Here is a 23850-nt window from a genome sequence, read left to right on the forward strand (position 1 = left end):
CACCCACAACCAACGGGACACCCTTTGACTGACAACACGCTCCGCTGGGGCATCCTCGGCACCGGCAACATCGCCTCCCGGTTCGCGAGCCAGGTGCCGACCTCGAAGACCAACGAGGTCGTCGCGGTCGGCAGCCGCTCGATCGAGTCGGCCACCGCCTTCGCGGACAAGTGGGACATCGCCAACCGCTACGGCTCGTACGACGAGCTGCTCGCCGACGAGACCGTGGACGCGGTGTACGTCGCGACGCCGCACCCGCTGCACCCGGAGTGGGCGATCAAGACGGCCGAGGCCGGCAAGCACGTGCTGTGCGAGAAGCCGCTCGCGATCAACCGGGCCTGGGCCGAGGCGATGATCGAGGCCGCGGTGCGCAACGACGTCTTCCTGATGGAGGCGTACATGTACCGGTGCCTGCCGCAGACCAAGCTGGTCACCCAGCTGGTCCGCGACGGCGAGATCGGGACCGTGCACCAGATCCAGGCGTCGTTCGCGTTCAACGCGGCGTTCCGCGCGGAGAGCCGGATCTTCGCCGACGAGCTGGCCGGCGGCGGCATCCTCGACGTCGGCGGCTACCCGGTCTCGTTCGCCCGGCTGATCGCCGGCGTGGCGACCGGGCAGCCGTTCGCCGACCCGGCCGCGGTCAGCGCCGTCGGGCACGTCGGCGAGACCGGTGTCGACGAGTGGACGGCCGCGACGCTGTTCTTCGACGGGGGCGTGACCGCTCACGTCACCACCGGCGTACGGCTGCAGGACGACAACCAGGTCCGGATCCAGGGCAGCGAGGGGTACCTCGTCATCGAGGACCCCTGGTTCGGCGGCGACGGCAAGCCGAACCACGTCACGCTGCACAAGGTGGGGGAGGAGCCGCGGGACATCTCCGCGGAGACCGCCCTCATCTACGCCGCCGAAGCTGAGGCGGTGCAGGCCGCGGTCCAGGCCGGGAAGCGCGAGGCGCCGGAGATGAGCTGGGCCGACACCCTCGGCAACCTGACCGTCCAGGACCAGTGGCGGGCCGCCATCGGGCAGCAGTACACGAGCGAGCGCGACGACGCGATCATCCCGACCGCGACCGGGCGTCCGCTGGCGAAGCGGGACGACGCGCCGATGACGTACGGCACGGTGGCCGGGCTGGACAAGCAGGTGTCCAGGCTGGTGATGGGCGTCGACAACCAGCAGACGCTGACCCACGCCGCGGTGGTCTTCGACGACTTCGTCGAGCGCGGCGGTACGACGTTCGACACGGCGTACATCTACGGCGGCGGTCGCGGCGAGAAGCTGCTCGGGCAGTGGATGAGGTCGCGTGGCAACCGGGACGAGGTCGTTGTCATCGGCAAGGGTGCGCACACGCCGCACTGCGATCCCGAGTCGATCACCCGGCAGTTGCACGAGAGCCTCGAGCGGCTGCAGACCGACCACGTCGACCTCTACCTGATGCACCGCGACAACCCGGAGATCCCGGTGTCGGAGTTCGTCGACGTCCTGCACGACCACTTCAAGGCCGGCCGGATCAAGGCGTACGGCGGCTCCAACTGGTCGACGGAGCGGTTCGACGAGGCCAACGCGTACGCCGAGGCGAGCGGGAAGCAGCCGTTCACGCTGCTCAGCAACCACCTCAGCCTCGCGCGGGCGTACGACGTACCGTGGGCCGGGTGCCGGCATGTGGCGGACGACGCGTCGCAGGAGTGGCTGCGGGAGCGGCAGGTCGCGCTCTTCCCCTGGTCGAGCCAGGCGCGCGGGTTCTTCACCGGGCGGGCCAAGCCGGAGGACACCTCCGACCAGGAACTGGTCCGCTGTTTCTACTCCGACGAGAACTTCCGTAGGCTGGACCGGGCGCGCGAGCTGGCCGCCGCGAAGGGCGTCGAACCGACGGCCATCGCGCTGGCGTGGCTGCTGCACCAGCCGTACCCGGTGTTCCCGCTGATCGGGCCGCGGCACGTGAGCGAGACGCGGACCTCGACACCCGGTCTGTCGGTGACGCTCACGGACGACGAAGTGGCCTATCTCACGGCGTAGCCGGGCCGGAGTGACCGAATTGGTCGGGCGCTGACAGACCATGTAACATGGTCTGTCGGTGTCACGACCCTGAACACGGAGAATCATGTCTAAGAAGTGCGATGTCTGCGGCAAGCAGCCGACGTTCGGCAACAGCGTTGCCCGCCTGGGTAAGGGCGCGATGATCCGGCGGGTCAAGGCTCGTACGCCCCGCCGTTTCAACCCCAACATCCAGCCGGTCCGGGCGATCATCAAGGGAACCCCGACCCGCATGAAGGTCTGCACGTCCTGCATCAAGGCCGGCAAGGTCCAGCGCGTCGTCGGCTGACCCCAGCTTTTCCTCCGTGTAGGGCCTTTCGGTAGGCGCCCGGGAACCTCCCGGGCGCCTATTCGTGTGTGCCGACCACTGTGATCTCGTTGCGGTTGTGGTGCAGTTGCCGCGCGTGCCGTACGTCGTACCGCTCGCGCAGGACCTCGATGCCGCGGCGGGCGCCGTCGAGCGGGTTCTTGCCGCCGCCCTTGAGCGTCACGATCGCCAGGCCGCCGCGGCGCAGGTGATCGGCCGCGTCCAGCATCATCCGCGCGCTCGTCACCTGGTCCATCCGCATGTCGTTCACCACGACGTCGAAACGGACCCGGTTGCCGGCGAAGAACCGCCCGGCCGTGGTCGCCTCGTGGTGGATCCGCCGGTCGGACTGCAGGCGCGGGTCCAGCGCGCCGGGGTCCACCGACCAGACCTCCTGGTCGTGCTGCCGCAGGATCCGCGTCCAGCCGCCGGGGGAGGCACCGAGGTCAACCGCCTTGCCACCGGGGATGAGCTCCAGGCCGAAGGTGGCGATCGCTTCCTCGAGCTTGAACTCCGAGCGCGAGACGCGGTCCTCACCCCGGGCCAGCCGCATCCGGCCGCCCGGCCAGTCCGACAAGCTGTCCGCGAGCCGGTTCACGCCGAGGAGAAGCTGTTTGCCGGCGACGATGCCGGAGACGACGACGTCACGCCCCGAGAGCTCAGTACTGATCCCACGGCTGGTCAGCGCGTCGGCGATCAGGTGGCGGTAGTGGCTGCCGGTGCCGGCGCCGTCGATCCAGGCCTGCACCGAGACCGACCGGACGGTGATCTCCTCGAGCAGGGTGGTCGCCAGCTCTTGCGCGGTCGGGAGGTCGTCGAGTGGGTAGCCGGCTACCTCGACCGTCAGGTGCCGGACGAACATGATCCGCCCGTCGTCACACGCCGCCGCCAGATCCTCTACCGATACGGCGCTGTCCGCCAGCCGGGCCACCTCCGCTCCGACCCGCTCGAACCGGTGCTCGCCCGGGAACGCCTCGCGGATCTCCCGAACGGCGTACCGGTAACTGTCGGACGCGAACGAGAACAGAATCGATCGAGGCACAGCACATGGTAAGCGGACCCGTTAGCCTTCCGGGCGTGGAGGAACTGACCGTCGAGGTACTGCGAGCGTGGGCGCGGACTGCGCTGGCGCAGTTGGCGCAGGTGCGGACCGAGATCGACGAACTGAACGTGTACCCGGTGCCCGACGGCGACACCGGCACCAACCTCTACCTCACCTGGGAGGCTGCCTGCGACGCCCTGCCGAAGGGCGTGCTGACCTTCACCGAGGCGATCCAGGCGTTCGGCCGCGGAGCCCTGCTCGGCGCCCGCGGGAACTCCGGCGTCATCACCTCCCAGCTGATTCGCGCCTGCGGCCTCCGCCTCGACGAGAACCTGCCCCGCGACCGGGTGGTCGAGGGCGTGCTCATGGACCCCCGGATGAGCGAGGCCGCCGCCTTCGCCGACGCGCTGACGTACGCCGCCGACGCCGCCTACAGCGCGGTCGCGCAGCCCGTCGAGGGCACGATGCTCACCGTCGCCCGCGCCGCCGCCATGGGCGCCACGGCAGCCGCGAACGACGGCCGGACGCTCGCCGAGGTCTGCCTGGCCGCGGTTGCCTCCGCCCGCCAGGCCTTGGCCAAGACCACCGAGCAGCTCGACGTCCTGCGTCACGCCGGTGTCGTGGACGCGGGCGGCGCCGGCCTGGTCGTGATCCTCGGCGCGATGGAATCCGTGTTGACCGGGCAGATCGTGCGCTACGACGTGCCGGCGCGGGTCGAGCCGCAGGGCGAGAGCACGGGGACCGACGGCGGACCGGCGTACGAGGTGATGTACCTGCTGGACGCGCCCGACGACAAGATCGCCGACTTCCGGCAGGTCCTGGCCGGGCTCGGGGACTCGGTCGTCGTGGTCGGCGGCGACGGGCTCTGGAACGTGCACGTCCACACCGACGACGTCGGCGCCGCGATCGAGCCCGGGATCGGCATCGGCCGCCCGCACCGGATCCGCGTCACCCACTTCGCTGACCAGGCCCACCACCACGAACCGCCTCCGGGCCGGGCCGTCATCGCGGTCGTGGCCGGCGAAGGCCTGGCCGACCTGTTCAGCGACGCCGGCGCGCGGATCATCCGCGGCGGTCCCGGCCGGCGCTGCTCGACCGGTGAGCTCCTGCAGGCGATCGAGCAGTCCAAGGCGCCGGAGATCGTGATCCTGCCCAACGACAAGGACTCGATCGCGGTCGCCGAGGCCGCCGCCACCGCGGCCCGCCAGGACGGCATCCGGGTCGCCGTCATCCCCACCCGCGCACAGGTCCAGGGCCTCGCCGCAGTCGCCGTCCACGACCCCGAGCGCAGCTTCGACGACGACGTCGTCCAGCTCTCCGCCGCGGCCGGTCAGACCCGCCACGGCGCCGTGACGATCGCCGTGAAGGACGCCTGGACGATGGCCGGCCGGTGCCGGGTCGGCGACGCGCTCGGCGTCGTCGACGGCGACTTCGCGCTGATCACCGAGGACCTCGAGTCGGCGGCGTACGGCGTGGTCGACCGGCTGCTCGGCGGCGGTGGCGAGCTGCTCACGATCGTCACCGGCCGCGACGCGGACCCCGGCCTGGCCGCCGCGGTCGAGCGGCACGTCCGGCGGAACCGCAAAGATGTCGACGTGATGGTGTACGACGGTGGGCAGGACAGGTACCCGCTGCTGATCGGGGTGGAATGAAGACTGATCTGGACCGGAAGCTTCGTGACTTCCTCGGCGCCAAGACGGCCAAGACGTTCGCGGACGTGCTAGCGATCGAGACCGTCGGCGAGCTGCTGCGGCACTACCCGCGGCGGTACCTGAAGAAGGGCGAGCTGACGCCGTTCGACGAGCTCGAGGTCGGCGACCAGGCGACCGTGAACGGCCGGGTGAAGAAGGTGACCGTGCGGTCGCTCGACACCAAGGCCGAGATCCCGCTCACCGACGTGCAGAGGTGGACCCGGCGCAAGACCCTGACCAAGGTCGTCGTCACCGACGGCCGCCGGGACCTGGAGCTCGCGTTCTTCAACCAGCCCTGGCTGGCGACCAAGCTGACGCCCGGCACCGCCGCCCTGTTCTGGGGCGAGGTGACGATGTTCCGCGACACCATGCAGCTGAAGGGCCCGGGCACCGAGATCCTCGACGAGGACGACCTCAGCGAGGCCGAGATCGAGCGCCGGGCCCGGCCGTTCCGCCCGCTGTACCCGGCGACCGCGAAGTTGCCGACCGCAACGATCGAGCGCTCGATCAAGATCGTGCTGGACAGCCTCGACGAGCAGCTCGACGACCCGGTCCCGGACCTGATCCGGCGCAACGAGCAGCTGCTCGGCCTGCGGGACGCCTTGCAGAAGGTGCATCTGCCGGACACCGAGAAGGACATCAGCGACGCGCAGCACCGGTTCCGGTTCGAGGAAGCGCTGGTGATGCAGACGATTCTGGCCCAGCGCCGGGCGGTCACCGACGCGCTGAACGCCGTACCCCGGCCGCGGAAACCAGGCGGTCTGCTGGACGCGTTCGACCAGCGGCTGCCGTTCGCGCTGACCGAGGGGCAGTCCGAGGTGGGCGAGGAGATCTTCGCCGACCTGGCCCGGCCGCATCCGATGCACCGGCTGCTGCAGGGTGAGGTCGGCTCCGGCAAGACCGTCGTCGCGCTGCGGGCGATGCTGTCCGTGGTCGACAACGGCGGCCAGGCCGTGCTGCTCGCGCCGACCGAGGTGCTCGCGACCCAGCACCACAAGACGCTGACGAAGATGCTCGGCGACCTGGCCATGGAGGGCATGCTCGGCGGTGCGGAGCAGGCCACCAAGGTGGGCCTGCTGACCGGCTCGCTGAACGCGGCCGGCCGCCGTACGGCGATGCTCGACGCGGCCAGCGGCGCCGCCGGCATCGTGGTCGGGACGCACGCGCTGCTCGAGGACAAGGTCCAGTTCGCCGACCTCGGGCTGGTCGTGGTGGACGAGCAGCACCGGTTCGGCGTCGAGCAGCGGGCCGCGCTGAGCGCGAAATCGGGCGACAACACCCCGCACGTCCTGGTCATGACCGCGACCCCGATCCCGCGGACCGTCGCGATGACGGTCTTCGGTGACCTCGCGGTGTCGACGCTGACCGAGCTCCCGGCTGGGCGGTCGCCGATCCAGTCGTCGCTGGTCCCGGCCAAGGAGAAGCCGGACTGGCTGGCGCGGGCCTGGGCGCGGGTCCGGGAGGAGGTCGGCAAGGGCCACCAGGCGTACGTCGTCTGCCCGCGGATCGGCGACGACGTCAAGAACGCCGCCGACGAGGAGGGCGAGTTCGTCGCCGGTGAAGAGGAGAAGAAGCAGGCGCGGCCGCCCATTTCGGTGATGCAGGTCGCGGACGCGCTGCACGAGATCCTGCACGACCTGCGGGTCGAGATCCTGCACGGGCGGCTGCCGGCCGAGGAGAAGGACGCGGTGATGTCGCGGTTCGCGGCCGGTGAGGTCGACGTACTGATCGCGACCACGGTGATCGAGGTCGGTGTCGACGTACCGAACGCGTCGACGATGGTGATCATGGACGCCGACCGGTTCGGGATCTCGCAGCTGCATCAGCTGCGCGGGCGGGTCGGACGGGGCAAGGTCCCAGGGTTGTGCCTGCTGGTTACGGACCTGTGGGCGGGTTCGAAGTCGTACGGGCGGTTGGAAGCCGTCGCGTCGACCACGGACGGGTTCGAGCTGTCCCGGATCGATCTGGAGACGCGGCGCGAGGGCGACGTGCTCGGCGTGGCGCAGTCCGGGCGGCGGAGCAGCCTCAAGCTGCTGAGCGTGCTCCGGGACGAGGAGATCATCTTCGCCGCGCGGCACGTCGCCAACTCGATCGTCTCGGTCGACCCGGAGCTCACGGAGTACCCGGCCCTGCGATCCTTCGTCCGCAGCGCCCTGGAATCCGAGACCACCGAGTACCTGGAGAAGACGTGAGTCGGATCGTCGGGGGAGTGGCCGGCGGCCGGCGGATCGCCGTACCTCCAGGGAGCGGGACGCGGCCGACGGCGGACCGGGTGCGGGAGGCGTTGTTCTCGTCGCTGGAGTCCGAGTTCGGCAGCTTCTCCGGGCTGGCCGTCCTCGACCTGTACGCCGGCTCCGGCGCGATCGGGTTGGAGGCGCTGTCCCGGGGTGCGGAGCAGGTCGTCCTGGTCGAGTCGGACCGGCGAGCGGCCGACGTGATCGCCGCGAACATCAGGGTGGTCGGGCTGCCCGGCGCGAAGTTGCTGACCCGGCCGGTCGAGAAGGTCACCGCGGGTGACGCGCTCGGAGTGTTCGACCTGGTCTTTGCGGACCCGCCGTACAAGCTGGAGACCGCCGAGCTGCAGGACGTGCTGCTCGAGCTCGCGGCGCACGGGTGGATGGCGGGCGACGCCCTCGTGGTGGTCGAGCGCGGGAAACGCGAGCCGTGGGAGTGGCCGGAGGGTTTCGCCGCGCTGCGCGACCGCAAGTACGGCGAGGCCCGGCTTTGGTACGGTCACCGGCATGAGTAAGGCGGTCTTTCCAGGGACGTTCGATCCGCCGACGGTCGGGCACCTCGACATCGTCACCCGGGCGGCTGCCGCCTTCGACGAGGTGATCGTGGCCACCGGGGTGAACCAGTCGAAGAACCGGCTGTTCGGGCCGCAGGAGCGGATCGAGATGCTGACCGAGCTGGTCAAGCCGTTCCCGAACGTCCGGGTCGGCACCTTCGACGGACTGCTGGTCGACTACTGCCGGGCCGAGGGCGCCGGAGTGATCGTCAAGGGCCTGCGCTCGGCCGCGGACTACGACTACGAGCTGCAGATGGCCCAGTTGAACCGGCGGATGACCGGGGTCGACACGATCTTCCTGCCGACCGCCCCGGAGAACGCTTTCATCTCCTCCAGCTGGGTCAAGGAGATCGCCCGCCTCGGCGGCGACGTGAGCACGTTCGTGACACCGGGAGTTCACGCGCAGTTACTGGCGAAGCTGTGACTGCCCCGAATTGGGCGAGTGGCCGCGGAGTTGGTAATGTAGACCACCGGTCTCGACGAGACCGAGATTTGCCCTGCCCACGCCTGAAAGGTTCGCTCTGAGCGTCTTGGACCCGCGGTCCCCCCTCGTGATCGACACGCACGAGCTGACACGCCGCGCCGGGTCCCAGCGCGAAGTCACTTTCACGGCACCGGCGCCGGCAGATCTCGGGATCGACGTGATCGGCGTCCCCGAGGGCGACCCGATTCAGTTCGATCTACGGCTGGAATCGGTCGTCGAAGGGGTGCTCGTCACCGGTACGGCCCGCGGCCGGCTGGTCGGGGAGTGCGCGCGGTGCCTGGTCGACATCGAGGACGAGTTTCTCGCCGACGTCCAGGAGCTGTACGTCTACCCGGAGAGTGAAGCCGAGCCGGAAGAGGCCAGCCGGATGGAGGGCGATCTGATCGACCTCGAGCCGGTGCTGAGGGACCAGGTGGTGCTCGCGCTGCCGTTCCAGCCGTTGTGTACGGACGACTGCGCAGGGCTGTGCCCCGACTGTGGGGTGCGCCTGGCGGACGAGCCCGGCCACACGCACCAGGAGCGCACCGACCCGCGCTGGGCGGCACTCAGCGGCCTGATCCCGCAGGACGAACGACCGCAGGACCGCAACTCGTAACACTGGTAACACCCGGGCACTTCGCAGTTCCGTAATTTCCGTAGTACTTGTGTTCCCGCAGTACCGATACCTAGGAGTCGTAACCGTGGCCGTTCCGAAGCGGAAGATGTCGCGCAGCAACACCCGCAGCCGCCGGGCCCAGTGGAAGACCACTGCCCCGTCGCTGGTGACCTGCGTGAACCCCGCCTGCCGCGCGAAGCACCTGCAGCACACCGTTTGCCCGAACTGCGGCCAGTACGGCGCGAAGGGCGAGCGCCGCCAGGTCGTCGAGAGCTAAACGGCACCAAGTCAGTGAATTCGGTCAACGAAACGGGGCTCTACGCCGAGCTGAACCAGCGGCTCGGCGTATCGCTGGCTGACAATTTGCTGGAGCACGCCTTCACCCACCGCTCGTACGCGTACGAGAACGGTGGGCTGCCGACCAACGAGCGGCTGGAGTTCCTCGGGGACTCCGTGCTCGGCGTCATCGTCACGGAGTCGCTGTTCCGGAACCACCCGGACCTGTCCGAGGGCCGGCTGGCCAAGCTGCGCGCCGCGGTGGTCAACATGCGCGCCCTGGCCGGCGTCGCCCGCGACCTGAAGCTGGGGAAGTACCTCCGGCTCGGGCGCGGCGAGGAAGCCACCGGCGGGCGGGACAAGTCGTCGATCCTGGCGGACTGCGTGGAGGCGCTGATCGGCGCCGTCTACCTGGACCGCGGGTTCGAGACCGCCGGAGCGGTGGTGCACACGCTGTTCGACGACCTGATGGAGTCGTCGGCCCGCCTGGGCGCCGGCCTGGACTGGAAGACCTCGCTGCAGGAGCTGGTCGCCCAGCTCGGCGTCGGCGTGCCGGAGTACGTGATCGCGGAGTCCGGACCGGACCACGCGAAGACGTTCGAGGCGCGGGTCCGGATCGGTTCCGACACGTACGGTCACGGCATCGGCCGGAGCAAGAAGGAAGCCGAGCAGCAGGCCGCCGAGACCGCCTGGAAGGCCCTGCGCGCCGCGCACCCCGACAGCACGGACCCCTCGCAGCAGCCGTAGCCGTCGGTGCCAGAGCTTCCTGAGGTAGAGGTCGTCCGCCGCGGTCTGGCGGAGTTCACCACCGGCCGCACGATCGACGCGGTCGAGGTCCTGCACCCCCGCCCGGTACGGCGACACGCCGCCGGGCCGGACGACTTCGTGGCCCGGCTCAAGGGCCAGGTCTTCGCCGAACCGGCCCGCCGCGGGAAGTACCTCTGGCTGCCGCTGGTCTCCGGCGACGCGGTGCTCACCCACCTCGGGATGAGCGGCCAGTTCCGGGTCCAGCCGGTCGGCGCGCCCGACGAGCCGCACCTCCGGGTCCGGTTCCGGTTCGCCGACGACGGCGGAGAGGTCCGGTTTGTGGACCAGCGGATGTTCGGTGGTCTGTCCTACTCCGAGGGCGGCGCCGAGCTGCCTGCCGAGATCGCCCACATCGCCCGGGACCCGTTCGACCCGCTGTTCGACCCGGAGGCCGCAGGCGCCAAGCTCCGGCGCCGCAAGACCGGCCTGAAACGGGCCCTGCTGGACCAGACCGTGGTCAGCGGGATCGGCAACATCTACGCCGACGAAGCGTTGTGGCGGGCCAAGCTGCACTACGCGCGGGCGACGGACACGCTGAAACCCTTGCAAACAAGGGCGATCCTGCAGCACGCCCACGACGTGATGGCCGCGGCGCTGACCGTTGGCGGCACCAGCTTCGACGCCCTGTACGTCAACGTGAACGGGGAATCCGGGTACTTCGAGCGCGGCCTGAACGTCTACGGCCAGGAGGGATCGCCATGCCCGCGGGACGGCCGGCCGATCCGTCGCGAGCCGTTCATGAACCGTTCGTCGTACCGGTGCCCGAAATGCCAGCCCGTCCCCAGGCACGTTCGCTGGTGAACGAGGTATCGTTAATAAATGTGGCCCAGGTTGACCCGTCGGCCTCGCCGGTGTCACCCTGAAAGACGGCACACCTTTTCGGCGCTCCCTCGTGACCAGGAAGAGGAGCGCGACCCGGCCAGAACCCTTCCGGAGGACAGCACAATGGCCAAGGCTCTTCTAGGGCATCTTGGAGGCACTGACCCGCGCATGCTCGAGCAGGTTCGTCTGCTCAACCGGCGTGTCGCCGATCTGGAGGCGCACGTGATGCGTCTGCAGGCAGAGAACGATCACCTCGTCGCACAGGTCCACGAGGGCCGGCTGCTCACCGTTGACGAGGCTCTGCGTACCCCTGCTTCGGTCTGAGCGACCTAGCGCGGCAAGACATCACGACCGTCCGCACTACAGTTCGAACGGCGGTGGCCCCCGTCCGGGCCTCCGCCGCCTGTATGTAGTAGCCAGTATGTTCACCGAATGTTGTGCTTCCTGGCCTGTTGCCGGTCATTCCGAACCGGCAGGCCTCCGCTGGATCTTCCGGGTCGCTCTGTAGACTCGAAGCGGAACTACTTCCCCGGGTAGCGGCAGCGTCACGAGCAGTTACGACGGTTCCTTGGGTATCGTCTGTCCTTTCACGGGTTGGAGAGCTTCGCCTTGTACCTGAAGAGCATGACGCTCCGGGGTTTCAAGTCGTTCGCGTCCGCGACGACGATGAACTTCGAACCAGGCATCACCTGCATCGTCGGGCCGAACGGCTCCGGCAAGTCCAACGTCGTCGACGCACTGGCCTGGGTGATGGGTGAGCAGGGCGCGAAGTCGCTGCGCGGCGGCAAGATGGAGGACGTCATCTTCGCCGGCACCTCCGGCCGCGCCCCGCTGGGCCGGGCCGAGGTGGTGCTCACCATCGACAACACCGACGGCGCGCTCCCGATCGAGTACGCCGAGGTGACGATCAGCCGGACGATGTTCCGCAACGGCGGGTCCGACTACCAGATCAACGGCCAGAACTGCCGGCTGCTCGACGTCCAGGAGCTGCTCAGCGACTCCGGGATCGGCCGCGAGATGCACGTCATCGTCGGCCAGGGCCAGCTCGACTCGATCCTGCGCGCCACACCGGAAGGCCGGCGCGGGTTCGTCGAGGAGGCCGCCGGCGTCCTGAAGCACCGCAAACGCAAGGAAAAGGCGATCCGGAAGCTGGAGGCCACCGAGGGCAACCTGCACCGGCTCGGTGACCTGATCCAGGAGATCCGCCGCCAGCTCAAGCCGCTCGGGCGCCAGGCGGAGGTGGCGCGCCGGGCCGTGACGATCCAGGCCGAGGTCCGGGACGGCCGGGCCCGGCTGCTCGCCGACGACATCGTCCAGGCCCAGTCCGCGCTCGAGGCCGAGCTCCGCGACGAGGCCGCGCTGACCGCGCGCCGCGCCGAGACCGAGGCGAAGCTGCGCGAGGCCCGCGATCTGGAGGCCGAGCTCGAGGACGCGCTCCGCGAGGACGCGCCGGCGCTGCAGGCCGCGCAGGACACGTGGTACCAGCTCTCCGGCTTCGGCGAGAAGATCAAGGGCACGGCGCGGATCGCGGCCGACCGGATCCGCTCGCTGAACGACGAGGCCGAGGACGGCCCGCGCTCGGGGAGGGATCCGGAGGAGCTCGAGCTGGAAGCGGCCCGGGTCCGCGAGACCGAGGCGCAGATCGAGGCCGAGGTCGAGGCGCACTCCGAGCTGCTGGCCGAGGCCATCGAGCGCCGCCAGCAGCTCGAGAACCAGGAAGCCGAGGAGGAGCGCCGGGTCGCGGCGCTGATCCGGGCCGCCTCCGACCGGCGTGAAGGTCTTGCCCGGCTGACCGGTCAGGTGAACGCGCTGCAGAGCCGCGCGGCCGCCGCCGAGTCCGAGATCGGCCGACTCGCCAGCAACATGCGCGAGGCCGAGGCGCGCGCCGCGAAGGCGCAGCACGACTTCACCGCGCTGGAGACCCAGGTCGCCGGGCTCGACGCCGGCGAGAAGGGCCTCGACGACCAGTACGAGGCCGCTCAGGCGATGCTCGACGAGATGGACGAGCGGCTGGCCAAGCTGCGGGCCGAGGAGCGCGACGCCGAGCGCGAGCGCACCGGGCTGGCGGCGCGGAAGGAAGCGCTCGAGCTCGGGCTCAACCGCAAGGACGGCGCCGGCGCGCTGCTGGCCGCCTCCGAGCAGATCAACGGGCTGATGGGCTCCGTGGCCGCGCTGCTGAGCGTCCGGCCCGGGTACGAGACCGCGATCGCGGCTGCCCTGGGCGAGGCCGCCGACGCGGTCGCCATCAGCCACACCGACGCTGCGCTGCACGCGGTCGGTCACCTCAAGCAGCATGATCTCGGCCGCGCCGGGATGCTCCTGGGCGATGCGCCCGCGGACGACTCCGGGACGTGGCCCGCGCTGCCGTACGGAGCGTCGTACGCCGTTGACGTCGTGGACTGCCCGGAGACGCTGCGGCCGGCGCTACGGCGGCTGCTGCGCAAGGTCGCGGTTGTGGACGACGTCAGCGCGGCGCAGTCGCTCGTGCGGAACCTGCCGGACGTCACCTGCACGACGCGCGCGGGCGACGTACTCGGAGCGCACTTCGCGTACGGCGGATCGGACGCGGCGCCGAGCCTGATCGAGGTGCAGTCCGCGGTCGACGAGGCGGCGGAGAAGCTGACCGAGGCGACAGCGCGGAGCGAGCGGCTCCGGTTCGAGCTGCAGGGGCTGGAGGACGAGCGGGCCCGGCAGAAGGAGTCCGTCGAGATCACACTGGCCCGGCTGCACGAGTCGGACGCCGCGATGGCCGCAGTGGCGGAGCAGCTGGCGCACTTCGGGTCGCTGGCGAAGGCGTCGCGCGGTGAGGCGCAGCGGATGGCTGAGGCGATCGCTGCGGCCGAGGCGGAGCGCGACAAGAACCTGTCCGGTCTGGCCGAGCTCGAAGAGCGGCTGATGGACGCCGAGGCGTTCGACGACGACGGCGACGAGCCTGACACGTCGGAGCGTGACCGGCTGGCGGAGGCGTCCAAGGCTGCGCGAGCGGCTGAGATGGAGTCGCGGTTGGCGCTGCGGACCACCGAGGAGCGGGCCCGGGCGCTGTCCGGGCGTGCGGACTCGCTGGAGCGGGCGGCGCGGCAGGAGCGCGAGGCCCGGGCGCGGGCTGTTGCTCGGGCTGCGCGGCGGGCTCGGCAGGCTGAGGCCGCGCAGGCTGTGCACCTGGCCGCTGGGCATGTGCTGGCTCGGCTGGAGTCGTCGCTGCAGCTGGCCGCGTCGGAGCGGTCGGCGATCCAGGCGCAGCGTGCGGACCGTGAGAAGGCGTTGTCGCAGGCCCGGTCCGCCTCGCGGAACCTGAGCTCCGAGCTGGAGCAGCTGACCGACACTGTGCACCGGGACGCGTTGGCGCGGGCGCAGCAGAAGATGCGGCTGGAGCAGCTGTACGAGAAGGCGCTCGCCGAGTTGGGTATCGAGGTCGAGGCGCTGGTCACGGAGTACGGACCGGACCAGCTGGTGCCGCCGGTGCCGACCGGTGACGACACGCTGGAGGTCGAGGGCGAGCCGTTCAACCGGACCAAGGTCGAGAAGCGGCTGAAGCAGGCCGAGCGGGCGCTGAACCAGCTCGGCAAGATCAACCCGCTCGCGCTCGAGGAGTTCGACGCGATGGAGGAGCGGCACCGCTTCCTCTCCGAGCAGCTCGACGACCTGAAGAAGTCCCGCCGCGACCTGATGGACATCGTCAAGGAGGTCGACGAGCGGGTCGAGCAGGTGTTCACCGAGGCCTATCGCGACGTCGAGGTGGCCTTCCAGCACGTGTTCAGCCGGCTGTTCCCGGGTGGTGAGGGCCGGCTGGTCCTGACCGACCCCGACGACATGCTCGCCACCGGTATCGACGTCGAGGCCCGTCCGCCGGGCAAGAAGGTCAAGCGTCTCTCGCTGCTCTCCGGCGGCGAGCGCTCGCTGGTCGCGGTCGCGTTCCTGGTAGCGCTCTTCAAGGCGCGGCCGTCGCCGTTCTACATCCTCGACGAGGTCGAAGCCGCCCTCGACGACACCAACCTCGGCCGCCTCCTGGAGATCTACGAAGAACTCCGCGAGAACAGCCAGCTCCTGGTCATCACCCACCAGAAGCGCACCATGGAGGTAGCCGACGCCCTCTACGGCGTCACCATGCGCGGCGACGGCGTCTCCGCCGTCATCTCCCAACGAATCCGCGAACCCGAACCGGTGTAGCTGACGTAGCACCGTGTGTCTCATCGCGCTACGCTGGTGATATGAAGGTCATCAGCCAGCGCGAGTTCCGGAATAACTCCGCCGCGGTGATGGACGCCGTAGAGGCGGGAGAGACCTACCACATCACCAGGAACGGTCAGGAGGTCGCCGAGTTGCGCCCGCTCACCAAGCGGCGCCGGCCGACCGCTGAGGAGTTGATCGCCAGGCACCGACGCCTGCCGCGGATCGATGCAGCTGCCCTGCGGAAGGAAGCCGACGAGTTCTTCGGGTCCGAAGACCGGGTCGGCGACGACGATCCGTTCGAGCGCGAATGAATGGACGGCCTCCGGTCGGTGTGCTCGACACCTGCACGTACATCGACCTGTCGGTGCTGGATGCCCAGGACCTGCCGGCGCAACTCGAGCTGACCGCCGTCACCATGGCCGAGTTGCACCAGGGGGTCGCGATGGCGAAGGATCCCTTCACCCGCGCTGCGCGAGCCGAGGTGCTCGGTGAAGCCGTTGCCGACTTCGAGCCATTGCCGTTCGATGCTGATGCGGCGCAGCGGTACGGAACTCTGGTCGCACTGGTCATCGCCGCGGGCCGGGATCCGCGACCTCGGCGTCTTGACCTGATGATCGCTGCGATCGCGTCCAGTCGCGACCTTCCGCTCTATACCCGCGATGCGACGCACTTCCGTGGCCTCGATCAACTCGTGGCCGTTCACGCGGTGTGATCCGCTTGTGTTCTTGAGACGACCGGTCATATTGGGATCATGGCGCGGCGGAGTATGAAGGAAGAGATTTTGGGGGCGGGGGTCGAGTTGTTTCTCGAGCGGGGGTTCAATGCGGCGGGGGTGAAGGACATCACGGATCGGGCCGGGGTGCCCAAGGGGTCGTTCTACAACCATTTCGAGAGCAAGGAAGCGCTCGCCGCGGTGGCGTTGGAGCGGTACGGCGAGTCGCGGCGGATGTCGCTGCTCGGGGATCGGACGATCGCGCCGGTGGAGCGGATTCGCCGGCACTTCGAGTTTCTTCGGGACGAGCTGGCGGAGTTCACCGGTGGCTGCCTTTACGGGAACTTCGGGGCCGAGGTTGTCGATCACAGCGAGCCATTGCGGTTGCGGGTGAAGGGCGGCCTGGACGTGTGGTCGACCGTGCTCGCCGAGGCGATCGCCGACGGGCAGGCGGCGGGGGAGATCCGCGCCGCGCTCGACCCGCAGCAGACCGCACGGTTCCTGACCAGCGCCTGGGAGGGCACGATCCTGAAGGTGCGCTCGGACAAGACGGGCGACGCCTTCGACGACTTCTTCGCCATCACCTTCGACGCTCTGCTGACCTGAAACTCGAGCCGCCCCCACCCGGGGCGGCCTTCTTGTGCCGATATCAAGATGACCGACCGTCTTAAGGAGTCGCAAATGTCCTACCGAGCGATCGAGGCCGGCGCCGACGGCGCCTTCCGGCTGGTCGAGCGCGAGTTGACCGAGCCCGGCCCTGGCCAGGTCCGGATCGCCGTCGAGGCCTGCGGCGTCTGCCACAGCGACGTCGTCGGCGTACACAACCTGTTCGGCAACCACCCGGCCGGTACGGCGATCGTCCCCGGCCACGAGGTGGTCGGCCGGATCGACGCGCTCGGTGCCGGGATCACCACCTGGTCCGGCGGGCAGCGTGTCGGCGTCGGCTACCTGGCCGGCCCGTGTGGCGTCTGCGCGGAGTGCCGCCGCGGCGACTTCGTCTACTGCACGAACCAGCCGATCACCGGCGACACGATCGACGGCGGGTACGCCGAGTACCTGATCGCCCCGGCGAGCGGGCTGGTCGCCGTACCGGAGGAGCTGGACGCGGCCGAGGCGGCGCCGCTGCTTTGCGCCGGGATCACGGTCTTCAACGGTCTGCGCAAGGGCGGTGCCCGGCCGGGCGAGCTGATCGCGGTGCAGGGCATCGGCGGTCTCGGCCACCTCGCGATCCAGTACGCCGCCAAGCTCGGCCTGCGCGTGGTCGCGATCGCGCGCGGCGAGGACAAGCGCGAGCTGGCGCTGAAGCTGGGCGCGACGGAGTACCTCGACAGCTCGGCCGTCGACCCGGGCAAGGCGCTGCAGGCGCTCGGCGGCGCGGGGGTGATCGTCGCGACCGCCGCCAGTGGTGCCTCGATGACACCGCTCGTCGACGGGCTCGGGATCCGCGGCAAGTTGATCGTCCTCGGAGCGGCCGGCGACCCGATCGAGGTCTCCACCAGCGCGCTGCTCGGCGGCCGCACGATCGAGGGATCGCTGACCGGCAGCCCGAGCGAGAACGAGCAGAGCCTCGCCTTTGCCCTGAGCAACGACGTCCGCCCGATGGTCGAGCGGGTCCCGCTCGAGCGGGCGGCCGAAGCCTACGAACGGATGCTGTCCGGTGCCGCCCGGTTCCGGATGGTCCTCACCACAGGAGCGAACTGATGAAGCTGGTACTGAAGGACCTGAACACCGTCGTCCTGGACGACGGACCCACCCCGAGCCCGGCGTTCGGCGAGGTCACGGTCGCGATCGAGGCCGCGACCGTGAACCCGTCCGACCTGAAGCTTGCCGCCGGCACCTACGGGTACCGCCCGGAGCTGCCGTTCGCCGTCGGCACCGAAGGCGTCGGCCGCGTCACCGGCGTCGGGCCGGGAACCGATCCCGACCTGGCCGGCCAGCGCGTGCTGATCGTGCCGAACTACGAGCAGGGCACCTGGGCGGACGAGCTGGTGACAAAGGCCACCAACGTGATCCCGATCCCCGACACGGGCGACCCGCTGCAGCTCGCCACGGTCGGCGTCAACCCGCTCACGGCCCACCTGGCGCTCACTCGGTACGTCGACCTGCAGCCGGGGGACTGGGTCGGCCAGAACCTGGGCAACTCCGCGGTCGGTAAGGCCGTGATCGCCCTTGCGAAGCACGCCGGCTTCCGCACGCTGAGCGTCGTACGGCGACCGGAAGCGGCCGAGGGACTGGAGTCTGACGTGGTCGTCGTCGACGGCAACGACCTCGCCGAGCGGATCAGGTCCGAGCTCGGCGGCGACCAGCTCCGACTGGTCCTGGACGGCACCGGCGACCACACGACGGCTGCGCTGGCCCAGTCCGCCGAGCTGAACGGCACGGTGGTCAGCTACTCGTCCGTGACCGGCCAGATGCCACCGGTCGGACTGGGCGACTACATCTACCGTCAGCTCCGGCTGACGGGCCTCTGGATCATGAACTGGACCCGCACCGCGCCGTACGCCGAGCTGGCCGAGACGTACGGCGAGCTCGCCCGCCTCACCAACGACGGCGTACTGCGGACGCGCATCGAGGCGACGTACCCGCTCGCGGCGTACGCCGAGGCGCTCGAGCACGCCGAGCGGGCCGGGAAGATCCTGTTCAGGCCGTGATCGTCATCGAGGCGAGCTGATCGCCCTGGACGTCGAAGGTGAAGTGGGACGGGCCGTTGAATCCGTCGCCGCCGACCTGGGTGACGATCGTGAGCGGGTTACCGGCCTGGCTGACCGACGTGTCGGTGAAGGTGGCCCGCTTACCGATCAGCTCGTTCTCGCTCCAGGAGCGGATCCGGTCGTGGCCGCGGAACTCGCGGCCCCAGTCGTTGACGAAGCCGTCGGCGGCGAAGGCCGCGACGAACGCGTCGTTGTCCTGCTCGTCGATCGCGGTCAGTGCGCGCTGGACCGCGGCCGGAATCTCTTGGCTCATGGACTCAGACGATAACCCTCCCGGTTGAACCGGTCGGCCGATCCGCACGTGTGGCGGGGTGAACGGTCAACCTAGAAGGGTTTCTGATGAAGCGTCTGAGCAGTGCGATGAGTGTGATGGGTGTGGTGGTGCTCGGGCTGTCCGGGCTGACCGCGTGCGGTGGTGGCGACGGCTACGGCTCCAGCTCCAGCTCGAGCTCCGGCTCGAGTTCGGCGCCGGCGAGCAGCCAGGCGGCCGGTGCGACGAAGCTGGCCACGGCGGACGTCGGCGACCTCGGCAAGATCGTTGTCGATGGCAACGGACGGACCGTGTACGTGTTCGACAAGGACTCTGCGGGCAAGTCGAACTGCGAGGGTGGCTGCCTGGACAAGTGGCCGGTCGTGGCGGCCGGTGACGGCACGCCGCAGCTCGACGGCGTCGACGCGTCGCTGGTCAGCACCGTCACCCGCTCGGACGGCACCAAGCAGCTCGCGCTGAACGGGCTGCCGCTGTACCTGTTCGCCAGCGACAGCAAGTCCGGGGAGGCCAAGGGGCAGGCGGTCGGCGGTGTCTGGTGGGTCGTCGGCGCGGACGGCAAGAAGATCACCACGCAGCCGGGTGACTCCGGCGATGGCAACGGTTACTGAGCCGTCTGCGGCAGCCCCTGTGTGGGCACCCACCGTTCCCGGTATCGTGCGGTCGGTGGGTGACTACCCAGGGCCGCACGACGCCGAGACGCTGATCCGTTCGCTGTACGCCGAGCACGGCCGGAGCCTGCTCGCGTACGCGACGAGGCTGACCGGTGATCGGGCCGCGGCGGAGGACGTCGTACAAGAGACACTGGTGCGGGCGTGGAAGCATGCCGGCGACCTGACCTCGGGCAGAGGCTCTGTCCGCGGCTGGTTGCTGACAGTGGCCCGCAACATCGTCACCGACCGGGCCAGAGCGCGTGCTGTGCGTCCGGCCGAGGTGGCGGACGTGGTGGACAGACCGCCGGTGGAGGGTGACCACTCCGAGTCCGTGGTGAACACCATGGTGGTGCTGGAGGCGCTGGAGAAGGTGTCGCCCGAGCACCGCGACGTGCTGGTGCAGCTGTACTACCGCGGCCGGTCGGTGGCCGAAGCCGCGAAGGAGCTGGGCGTTCCGCCCGGTACCGTGAAATCAAGAACGTACTACGCCCTCCGAGCTCTACGCGCGGTAATGGGACAAGAAGCGGAGGTGGCCAGATGACTGAGCACGACCGTACGCAACTGGGCGCCTACGCGCTGGGTGCGCTGGAGCCTGGCGAGGTGCAGGAGGTCGACCAGCACCTGGCGACCTGTGCCGAGTGCCGCGCCGAGCTGGCCGACCTGAACGAGATCAAGGACTTCCTCGGCGAGGTACCACCGGAGGCGTTCCTGGAGGGACCGCCTGAGGGCGGTGACCTGCTGCTGCAGCGCACGCTGCGTGAGGTCCGCGAGCTGACTCCCGCAGTGGAACCCGAGGTGGTGCATGCTCCGGTCAAGAAGCGCTCCCGCTGGCTGCTGGTCGCAGCTGCGGCCGTAGTGGTCGCCGGTGCCCTGGGTGGTGGCGTAGCGCTCGGTCGCTCGACCGCACCGCAGGCCGACGGACCCGTGGCGGGCTACAAGGAAGCCACCACCACTGACACGGTGTCCGGCGCGAGCATGGCGACCACAGTCGAGCCGCGGAGCGGTTGGAGCTGGATCCGGGTGCAGGTCAAGGGCCTGAAGTCCGGGGACCAGTGCGAGATGTTCGTCACCGACAAGACCGGCAAGAGCTGGGCTGCCGGTAGCTGGGTGGTCTCTCCGAAGGCAGCGCGCGACGGCAGCACGTTCGGCGGTGGTGTGCTCGTGCCGCTCGACCAGGTGCAGTCGGTAGAGATCAGGACCGTCCAGGGCAAGCACGTCATCACTGCGAAGATCTAGGGGAGTTGTGGCCATCAGTTCCAAGACCTCCGAGGACCTGCACGAGCGGCGGAAGAACGCTGCCGACAACTGCGTCCGCTGGCTGTTCAGCCCGCGGGTAGCGGTCGCGGCCCGGTTGCAGCGGCTCGCCGAGGTCGCCACCGACGAGCGGTCGGACTGGTACGGCGCCGGTGGCGAGGTGGATCTGCTGGAGCAAGAGGTGGCTGAGCTGCTGGGCAAGCCGGCGGCCGTGTTCATGCCGTCGGGCATCATGGCCCAGCAGAGCGTGCTGCGCGTGTACGCCGACCGCGCCGGCACCAGTCGGGTCGCCGTACACGGGTTGTCGCACCTTCTGGTCCACGAGCTGAACGCGCTCGAAGAGGTGCACCACCTGCGGATCGAGCGACTGACGTCCGAGCCCAGGCAGCCCCGGCCGGATGAGCTGGCGGCCATCCCAGGCAAGCTGGCCGCGGTGACGCTGGAGCTGCCACTGCGGGACGCAGGCTTCGTTCTGCCGACCTGGGATGAGCTGCTGGTGTTCGCCGACTCCTGCGCGAAGCGCGGCGTACCACTGCACCTCGACGGGGCACGGCTGTGGGAGAGTGCGCCGTACCTCGAGCACAGCCTGGCGGAGATCGCTGCGCTGGCTTCGTCGGTCTATGTGTCGTTCTACAAGGTGCTGGGCGGGATCAGTGGAGCCGCACTGGCCGGGCCGGAGGACCTGATTGCCGAGGTACGGCGCTGGCAGCGGCGGCTCGGCGGCAACCTCTTCTCGCTCTTCCCGTACGCCGTCTCCGCCCGCGACGGGCTGCGCACGGTGCTGCCGCGGATGGACGACCTGTACCAACGGGCGATCGAGGTCGCGACGGCCCTGCAGAGCGAGGGGTTCCGGGTCTTCCCGGAGCCGCCGCACACCAACTCATTCCGCGTCTACGCACCCCGTGGTGCGGACGAGATCGAGGCGGCCGCGGTCGCCCGGATGGAGCGGACCCGCGAGTCGATCAGTGGTGCGTGGCAGCCGGCCGACGTACCGGGCTGGTCCTGGGTCGAGCTGGCGATGACGCCCGCGTCGCTGGAGTGGCAGGTCGCCGAGATCGCCAAGGCGTTCGGGGAACTTCTGGCCGCCTAGGCGCGTCAAGCAGGGTGTTGGTGGGGTTAGTGGTGCAGTGGGGATTCGGGGAGAGAAGTGCTGACGTTCGTCGTGACCATGGTGGTTCTGCTCGTGCTGTCCGGCCTGGTGTTGCTGGCCGTTGCCCGTGGGGAGGGCAAACGCTTCGGATAGCTTTTCGGATAGCGCCGAACCGTTCGGTCGCCGGCGCGGGTTGGGTAGCCTCGCGTGCATGAGGCGACTGATCTTCCAGGAGTACGTGACGCTCGACGGGTACGCCGCCGGTCCGGACGGTGGGCTGGACTTCTTCGAAACGATCGCCGGCCAGCGGGACGCCGACAATCTCGAGCTGCTCGACAGCATCGACACGATGCTGCTCGGCGCCGAGACGTACCGGCTGTTCGCCGAGTTCTGGCCGACCGACGCGTCGGCCGGTGAGCCGATCGCGGCCAAGCTGAACGCGTTGCGCCTGGTCGTCGTGTCCACCAAGCTCGAGAGCGCGCCGTGGGGTTCGTACGAGCCCGGTCTGGTCGTCCGGGACCTAGATGCGGTCCGGGCACTCAAGGCGGAGCAGAGCGGCAAGGACATCATCTTGTGGGGCAGCATCACGCTGTTCCAGTCGCTGCTGAAGGCCGGACTGGTCGACGAGGTGCAGCTGCGGATCTGCCCGATCCTGCTCGGGGAGGGCAAGTCGGCCTTCCCCGTCGGCGGAGCCTCCCCTGTCAACCTCGACCTGATCGAGGCTCGGCCCTGGGCCAAGGGCGGCGTCCTGCTGCGGTACCAGCCGACTAGCTGACTGCTTCGACGATCGCCTTCACGATCGGGGCCGCGATGGTCACGGTCGGCAGGATCAGTAGCGCGGCGGCGCCGACGTACGTGACCGTGGCGAGCCAGCGGACGTTCGGTTGCGGGTCGGCGAGGCGTTGTACGCGCAGTACCGTTGCCGACTTGGCTGCGGCGAGGGCTGCGTCGGGGGCGGGTGCGCCGGCGAGAGCGACCAGGGCGCGCGCAAGTGGCTTGGGGCCGTTGCGGCGGCGGGCGTCGTCGTCGGCGAGCAGCTCGACCAGCGTGCGGGCCTGCTCGAGCGCTACCTCGCTGCGGACGAAGCGTGGGAAGGCGTGGTGCAGCGCGGTGAACTCCTCCAGCACCAGGTCGTGACGCGCCCGCAGGTGCGCCTGCTCGTGGGCCAGCACAGCCTTCAGCTCCATCTCGTCGAGCCGATCGAGTGCACCGACCGACACCACGACGCGTGCGCCGCGGATAGCGGGCAGGCAGTAGGCCAGCGGAGTCTCCTCGGCCAGCACGCGCAGGCCGGGGACTAGGCCGTCAGGTGTGGCCAGTACGTCGACCAGGTCTCGGTGGCGCTTCCGCCTTGCCCTAGTGCCGACTGCGACCCGACCGATCGACCAGAGCAGCTTCACCAGGACCAGTGCGGTCATGGCCAGGATCAGTGCGGCTACCAGGTCGCGTGGTGACGACGGGTCGAAGCGTGGCTCGCCCGGCTCACCCGCTGCGGAGTACGACAGCGCGATGCCGGCACCAACCGCAGCCAGTACTGCGGCGAGCGCGATGGACTGCCAGAGGATGACGGCGGCCCGTGGGACGCGGTACGGCCAGTCGGAGCGAGCCAGCAACGCCGGCGCCGGCCCGGTAAGCACCAGCGCCAGCAAGGCGAGCAGAACCGGCGTAATCACCCGACGCCATCCCCCGCCCGCCCAGAACCCCCCTCGCCCACCACGCCACCTTCAGTGACCGTGGTGTCTGGTTGGGTTTCCAGGTGGTTCAGGGCTTCGCGGAGTAGGGCGGCTTCTTCGTCGGTTACCTGGCCGACGAAGCGGACCAGGGCCTCGCGGCGGTCTCCGGCCCGGTCCAGTGCGTCGCGCATCAGGTCAGCGGCCAGCTCCTCGCGCGGTGCCGCCGCGCGGTACCGCCAGGCCTTGCCGTCGCGCTCGCGCTCGGTCAGCTTCTTCTTCGCCAGCCGGTCCAGCACAGTCATCACGGTCGTGTAGGCGAGCTCGCGGGTAGTCGCCAGCTGCTCGTGCACCTCGCGCACGGTCAGCGCCCGGGGCGCCGCCCACAGCTGCTCCATGACCAGCCGCTCCAGGTCGCCCAGGGGCCGCGGTGCCTTCTCCTCACTCGCCACGTGAGCAGTATAACTACACGTCGTAGT

General features: G+C 69.7%; 26 protein-coding genes. 22 read left to right on the forward strand and 4 right to left on the reverse strand.

The features are described from left to right. Positions 1 to 24 precede the first annotated feature (24 nt). Positions 25 to 2013, forward strand: coding sequence for an aldo/keto reductase (locus tag AB0E69_RS28695; RefSeq protein WP_360152712.1), 1989 nt, complete (start codon positions 25 to 27; stop codon positions 2011 to 2013). Positions 2014 to 2098: 85 nt separating this feature from the next. Continuing rightward, positions 2099 to 2320 carry a 50S ribosomal protein L28 gene (gene rpmB / locus AB0E69_RS28700; protein ID WP_184830723.1) on the forward strand — a complete coding sequence of 74 codons (222 nt, stop codon included), beginning with the start codon at positions 2099 to 2101 and terminating at the stop codon, positions 2318 to 2320. Between the two features lie 58 nt (positions 2321 to 2378). Here the strand turns inward: rpmB and AB0E69_RS28705 are convergent, their stop codons facing one another. Continuing rightward, a complete protein-coding gene (locus tag AB0E69_RS28705; protein ID WP_360152716.1) occupies positions 2379 to 3380 on the reverse strand; it encodes an SAM-dependent methyltransferase in 1002 nt (333 codons plus the stop codon). A 35-nt stretch (positions 3381 to 3415) separates the two neighbouring features. Here AB0E69_RS28705 and AB0E69_RS28710 point away from each other — a divergent pair, with 35 nt between their 5' ends. The 15 genes from AB0E69_RS28710 (at position 3416) to AB0E69_RS28780 (ending at position 18376) form a co-directional block, all read left to right on the forward strand. Next, on the forward strand, positions 3416 to 5032 hold the full coding sequence (locus AB0E69_RS28710; protein ID WP_360152719.1) for a DAK2 domain-containing protein: 1617 nt from the start codon (positions 3416 to 3418) through the stop codon (positions 5030 to 5032). Continuing rightward, positions 5029 to 7263: an ATP-dependent DNA helicase RecG gene (gene recG / locus AB0E69_RS28715; RefSeq protein WP_360152722.1), complete on the forward strand. Its 2235-nt coding sequence runs from the start codon at positions 5029 to 5031 to the stop codon at positions 7261 to 7263. The genes AB0E69_RS28710 and recG overlap by 4 nt, the downstream gene beginning before the upstream one ends. Beyond that, entirely contained in the window at positions 7260 to 7820 is a 561-nt protein-coding gene (gene rsmD / locus AB0E69_RS28720; protein WP_360152725.1) for a 16S rRNA (guanine(966)-N(2))-methyltransferase RsmD, read from the forward strand. The genes recG and rsmD overlap by 4 nt, the downstream gene beginning before the upstream one ends. Beyond that, complete coding sequence (coaD, locus tag AB0E69_RS28725) at positions 7813 to 8283, forward strand: pantetheine-phosphate adenylyltransferase (protein WP_360152728.1); 471 nt, start codon at positions 7813 to 7815, stop codon at positions 8281 to 8283. The genes rsmD and coaD overlap by 8 nt, the downstream gene beginning before the upstream one ends. 127 nt (positions 8284 to 8410) lie before the next feature. Continuing rightward, positions 8411 to 8938, forward strand: a complete 528-nt coding sequence (locus AB0E69_RS28730) for a DUF177 domain-containing protein (RefSeq protein ID WP_360152731.1) — start codon at positions 8411 to 8413, stop codon at positions 8936 to 8938. An 85-nt stretch (positions 8939 to 9023) separates the two neighbouring features. Further along, on the forward strand, positions 9024 to 9215 hold the full coding sequence (rpmF, locus tag AB0E69_RS28735; RefSeq protein WP_130387616.1) for a 50S ribosomal protein L32: 192 nt from the start codon (positions 9024 to 9026) through the stop codon (positions 9213 to 9215). A 14-nt stretch (positions 9216 to 9229) separates the two neighbouring features. Further along, on the forward strand, positions 9230 to 9961 hold the full coding sequence (gene rnc / locus AB0E69_RS28740; protein WP_360152734.1) for a ribonuclease III: 732 nt from the start codon (positions 9230 to 9232) through the stop codon (positions 9959 to 9961). A 6-nt stretch (positions 9962 to 9967) separates the two neighbouring features. Beyond that, the gene (mutM, locus tag AB0E69_RS28745; protein ID WP_360152737.1) at positions 9968 to 10822 is read left to right on the forward strand and encodes a bifunctional DNA-formamidopyrimidine glycosylase/DNA-(apurinic or apyrimidinic site) lyase; all 855 of its coding nucleotides are present in this window, start codon (positions 9968 to 9970) and stop codon (positions 10820 to 10822) included. A 189-nt stretch (positions 10823 to 11011) separates the two neighbouring features. Further along, on the forward strand, positions 11012 to 11167 hold the full coding sequence (locus AB0E69_RS28750) for a hypothetical protein (protein WP_360152740.1): 156 nt from the start codon (positions 11012 to 11014) through the stop codon (positions 11165 to 11167). 285 nt (positions 11168 to 11452) lie between these two features. Next, positions 11453 to 15010: a chromosome segregation protein SMC gene (smc, locus tag AB0E69_RS28755; RefSeq protein ID WP_360153110.1), complete on the forward strand. Its 3558-nt coding sequence runs from the start codon at positions 11453 to 11455 to the stop codon at positions 15008 to 15010. Between the two features lie 41 nt (positions 15011 to 15051). Then, complete coding sequence (locus AB0E69_RS28760; RefSeq protein WP_360152743.1) at positions 15052 to 15324, forward strand: type II toxin-antitoxin system prevent-host-death family antitoxin; 273 nt, start codon at positions 15052 to 15054, stop codon at positions 15322 to 15324. Beyond that, complete coding sequence (locus AB0E69_RS28765) at positions 15321 to 15725, forward strand: type II toxin-antitoxin system VapC family toxin (RefSeq protein ID WP_360152746.1); 405 nt, start codon at positions 15321 to 15323, stop codon at positions 15723 to 15725. Before AB0E69_RS28760 ends, AB0E69_RS28765 begins: the two co-directional genes overlap by 4 nt. 39 nt (positions 15726 to 15764) lie before the next feature. Next, a complete protein-coding gene (locus AB0E69_RS28770) occupies positions 15765 to 16331 on the forward strand; it encodes a TetR family transcriptional regulator C-terminal domain-containing protein (RefSeq protein WP_360152749.1) in 567 nt (188 codons plus the stop codon). Between the two features lie 75 nt (positions 16332 to 16406). Then, the gene (locus tag AB0E69_RS28775; RefSeq protein ID WP_360152752.1) at positions 16407 to 17426 is read left to right on the forward strand and encodes an alcohol dehydrogenase; all 1020 of its coding nucleotides are present in this window, start codon (positions 16407 to 16409) and stop codon (positions 17424 to 17426) included. Beyond that, positions 17426 to 18376: a zinc-dependent alcohol dehydrogenase family protein gene (locus AB0E69_RS28780; protein WP_360152754.1), complete on the forward strand. Its 951-nt coding sequence runs from the start codon at positions 17426 to 17428 to the stop codon at positions 18374 to 18376. The genes AB0E69_RS28775 and AB0E69_RS28780 overlap by 1 nt, the downstream gene beginning before the upstream one ends. Here the strand turns inward: AB0E69_RS28780 and AB0E69_RS28785 are convergent. Next, positions 18366 to 18689: a nuclear transport factor 2 family protein gene (locus tag AB0E69_RS28785; protein ID WP_360152757.1), complete on the reverse strand. Its 324-nt coding sequence runs from the start codon at positions 18687 to 18689 to the stop codon at positions 18366 to 18368. The genes AB0E69_RS28780 and AB0E69_RS28785 overlap by 11 nt on opposite strands. An 86-nt stretch (positions 18690 to 18775) precedes the next feature. Here AB0E69_RS28785 and AB0E69_RS28790 point away from each other — a divergent pair, with 86 nt between their 5' ends. The 5 genes from AB0E69_RS28790 to AB0E69_RS28810 all read left to right on the forward strand — a co-directional run bounded on the left by AB0E69_RS28790 (position 18776) and on the right by AB0E69_RS28810 (position 22476). Further along, on the forward strand, positions 18776 to 19315 hold the full coding sequence (locus AB0E69_RS28790; protein WP_360152760.1) for a hypothetical protein: 540 nt from the start codon (positions 18776 to 18778) through the stop codon (positions 19313 to 19315). 55 nt (positions 19316 to 19370) lie between these two features. After that, a complete protein-coding gene (locus tag AB0E69_RS28795) occupies positions 19371 to 19898 on the forward strand; it encodes a sigma-70 family RNA polymerase sigma factor (protein WP_360152763.1) in 528 nt (175 codons plus the stop codon). Beyond that, positions 19895 to 20593, forward strand: a complete 699-nt coding sequence (locus AB0E69_RS28800; protein WP_360152766.1) for a zf-HC2 domain-containing protein — start codon at positions 19895 to 19897, stop codon at positions 20591 to 20593. Before AB0E69_RS28795 ends, AB0E69_RS28800 begins: the two co-directional genes overlap by 4 nt. Positions 20594 to 20600: 7 nt before the next feature. After that, positions 20601 to 21701 carry a beta-eliminating lyase-related protein gene (locus AB0E69_RS28805; protein WP_360152769.1) on the forward strand — a complete coding sequence of 367 codons (1101 nt, stop codon included), beginning with the start codon at positions 20601 to 20603 and terminating at the stop codon, positions 21699 to 21701. Between the two features lie 211 nt (positions 21702 to 21912). After that, positions 21913 to 22476, forward strand: coding sequence for a dihydrofolate reductase family protein (locus AB0E69_RS28810; protein WP_360152772.1), 564 nt, complete (start codon positions 21913 to 21915; stop codon positions 22474 to 22476). Here the strand turns inward: AB0E69_RS28810 and AB0E69_RS28815 are convergent. Next, entirely contained in the window at positions 22469 to 23374 is a 906-nt protein-coding gene (locus tag AB0E69_RS28815; RefSeq protein WP_360152775.1) for a M56 family metallopeptidase, read from the reverse strand. The two genes, AB0E69_RS28810 and AB0E69_RS28815, sit on opposite strands and share 8 nt — an antisense overlap. Further along, positions 23371 to 23823 (reverse strand): BlaI/MecI/CopY family transcriptional regulator, encoded by a 453-nt coding sequence (locus tag AB0E69_RS28820; RefSeq protein WP_360152778.1) that lies wholly within the window; start codon positions 23821 to 23823, stop codon positions 23371 to 23373. The genes AB0E69_RS28815 and AB0E69_RS28820 overlap by 4 nt, the downstream gene beginning before the upstream one ends. Positions 23824 to 23850 lie beyond the last annotated feature (27 nt).

Origin of the sequence: Kribbella sp. NPDC026611 (genome assembly GCF_040638345.1) — a bacterium.
In the GTDB taxonomy this organism is placed as follows: domain Bacteria; phylum Actinomycetota; class Actinomycetes; order Propionibacteriales; family Kribbellaceae; genus Kribbella.

Excerpts from the sequence above, each read along its gene's own strand:
- rpmB (WP_184830723.1), top strand. The coding sequence starts at position 2,099 with ATGTCTAAGAAGTGCGATGTCTGCGGCAAGCAGCCGACGTTCGGCAAC.
- recG (WP_360152722.1), top strand. The coding sequence starts at position 5,029 with ATGAAGACTGATCTGGACCGGAAGCTTCGTGACTTCCTCGGCGCCAAG.
- coaD (WP_360152728.1), top strand. The coding sequence starts at position 7,813 with ATGAGTAAGGCGGTCTTTCCAGGGACGTTCGATCCGCCGACGGTCGGG.
- AB0E69_RS28750 (WP_360152740.1), top strand. The coding sequence starts at position 11,012 with ATGCTCGAGCAGGTTCGTCTGCTCAACCGGCGTGTCGCCGATCTGGAG.
- AB0E69_RS28760 (WP_360152743.1), top strand. The coding sequence starts at position 15,052 with ATGAAGGTCATCAGCCAGCGCGAGTTCCGGAATAACTCCGCCGCGGTG.
- AB0E69_RS28765 (WP_360152746.1), top strand. The coding sequence starts at position 15,321 with ATGAATGGACGGCCTCCGGTCGGTGTGCTCGACACCTGCACGTACATC.
- AB0E69_RS28770 (WP_360152749.1), top strand. The coding sequence starts at position 15,765 with ATGGCGCGGCGGAGTATGAAGGAAGAGATTTTGGGGGCGGGGGTCGAG.
- AB0E69_RS28775 (WP_360152752.1), top strand. The coding sequence starts at position 16,407 with ATGTCCTACCGAGCGATCGAGGCCGGCGCCGACGGCGCCTTCCGGCTG.
- AB0E69_RS28780 (WP_360152754.1), top strand. The coding sequence starts at position 17,426 with ATGAAGCTGGTACTGAAGGACCTGAACACCGTCGTCCTGGACGACGGA.
- AB0E69_RS28785 (WP_360152757.1), bottom strand. The coding sequence starts at position 18,689 with ATGAGCCAAGAGATTCCGGCCGCGGTCCAGCGCGCACTGACCGCGATC.
- AB0E69_RS28790 (WP_360152760.1), top strand. The coding sequence starts at position 18,776 with ATGAAGCGTCTGAGCAGTGCGATGAGTGTGATGGGTGTGGTGGTGCTC.
- AB0E69_RS28800 (WP_360152766.1), top strand. The coding sequence starts at position 19,895 with ATGACTGAGCACGACCGTACGCAACTGGGCGCCTACGCGCTGGGTGCG.
- AB0E69_RS28810 (WP_360152772.1), top strand. The coding sequence starts at position 21,913 with ATGAGGCGACTGATCTTCCAGGAGTACGTGACGCTCGACGGGTACGCC.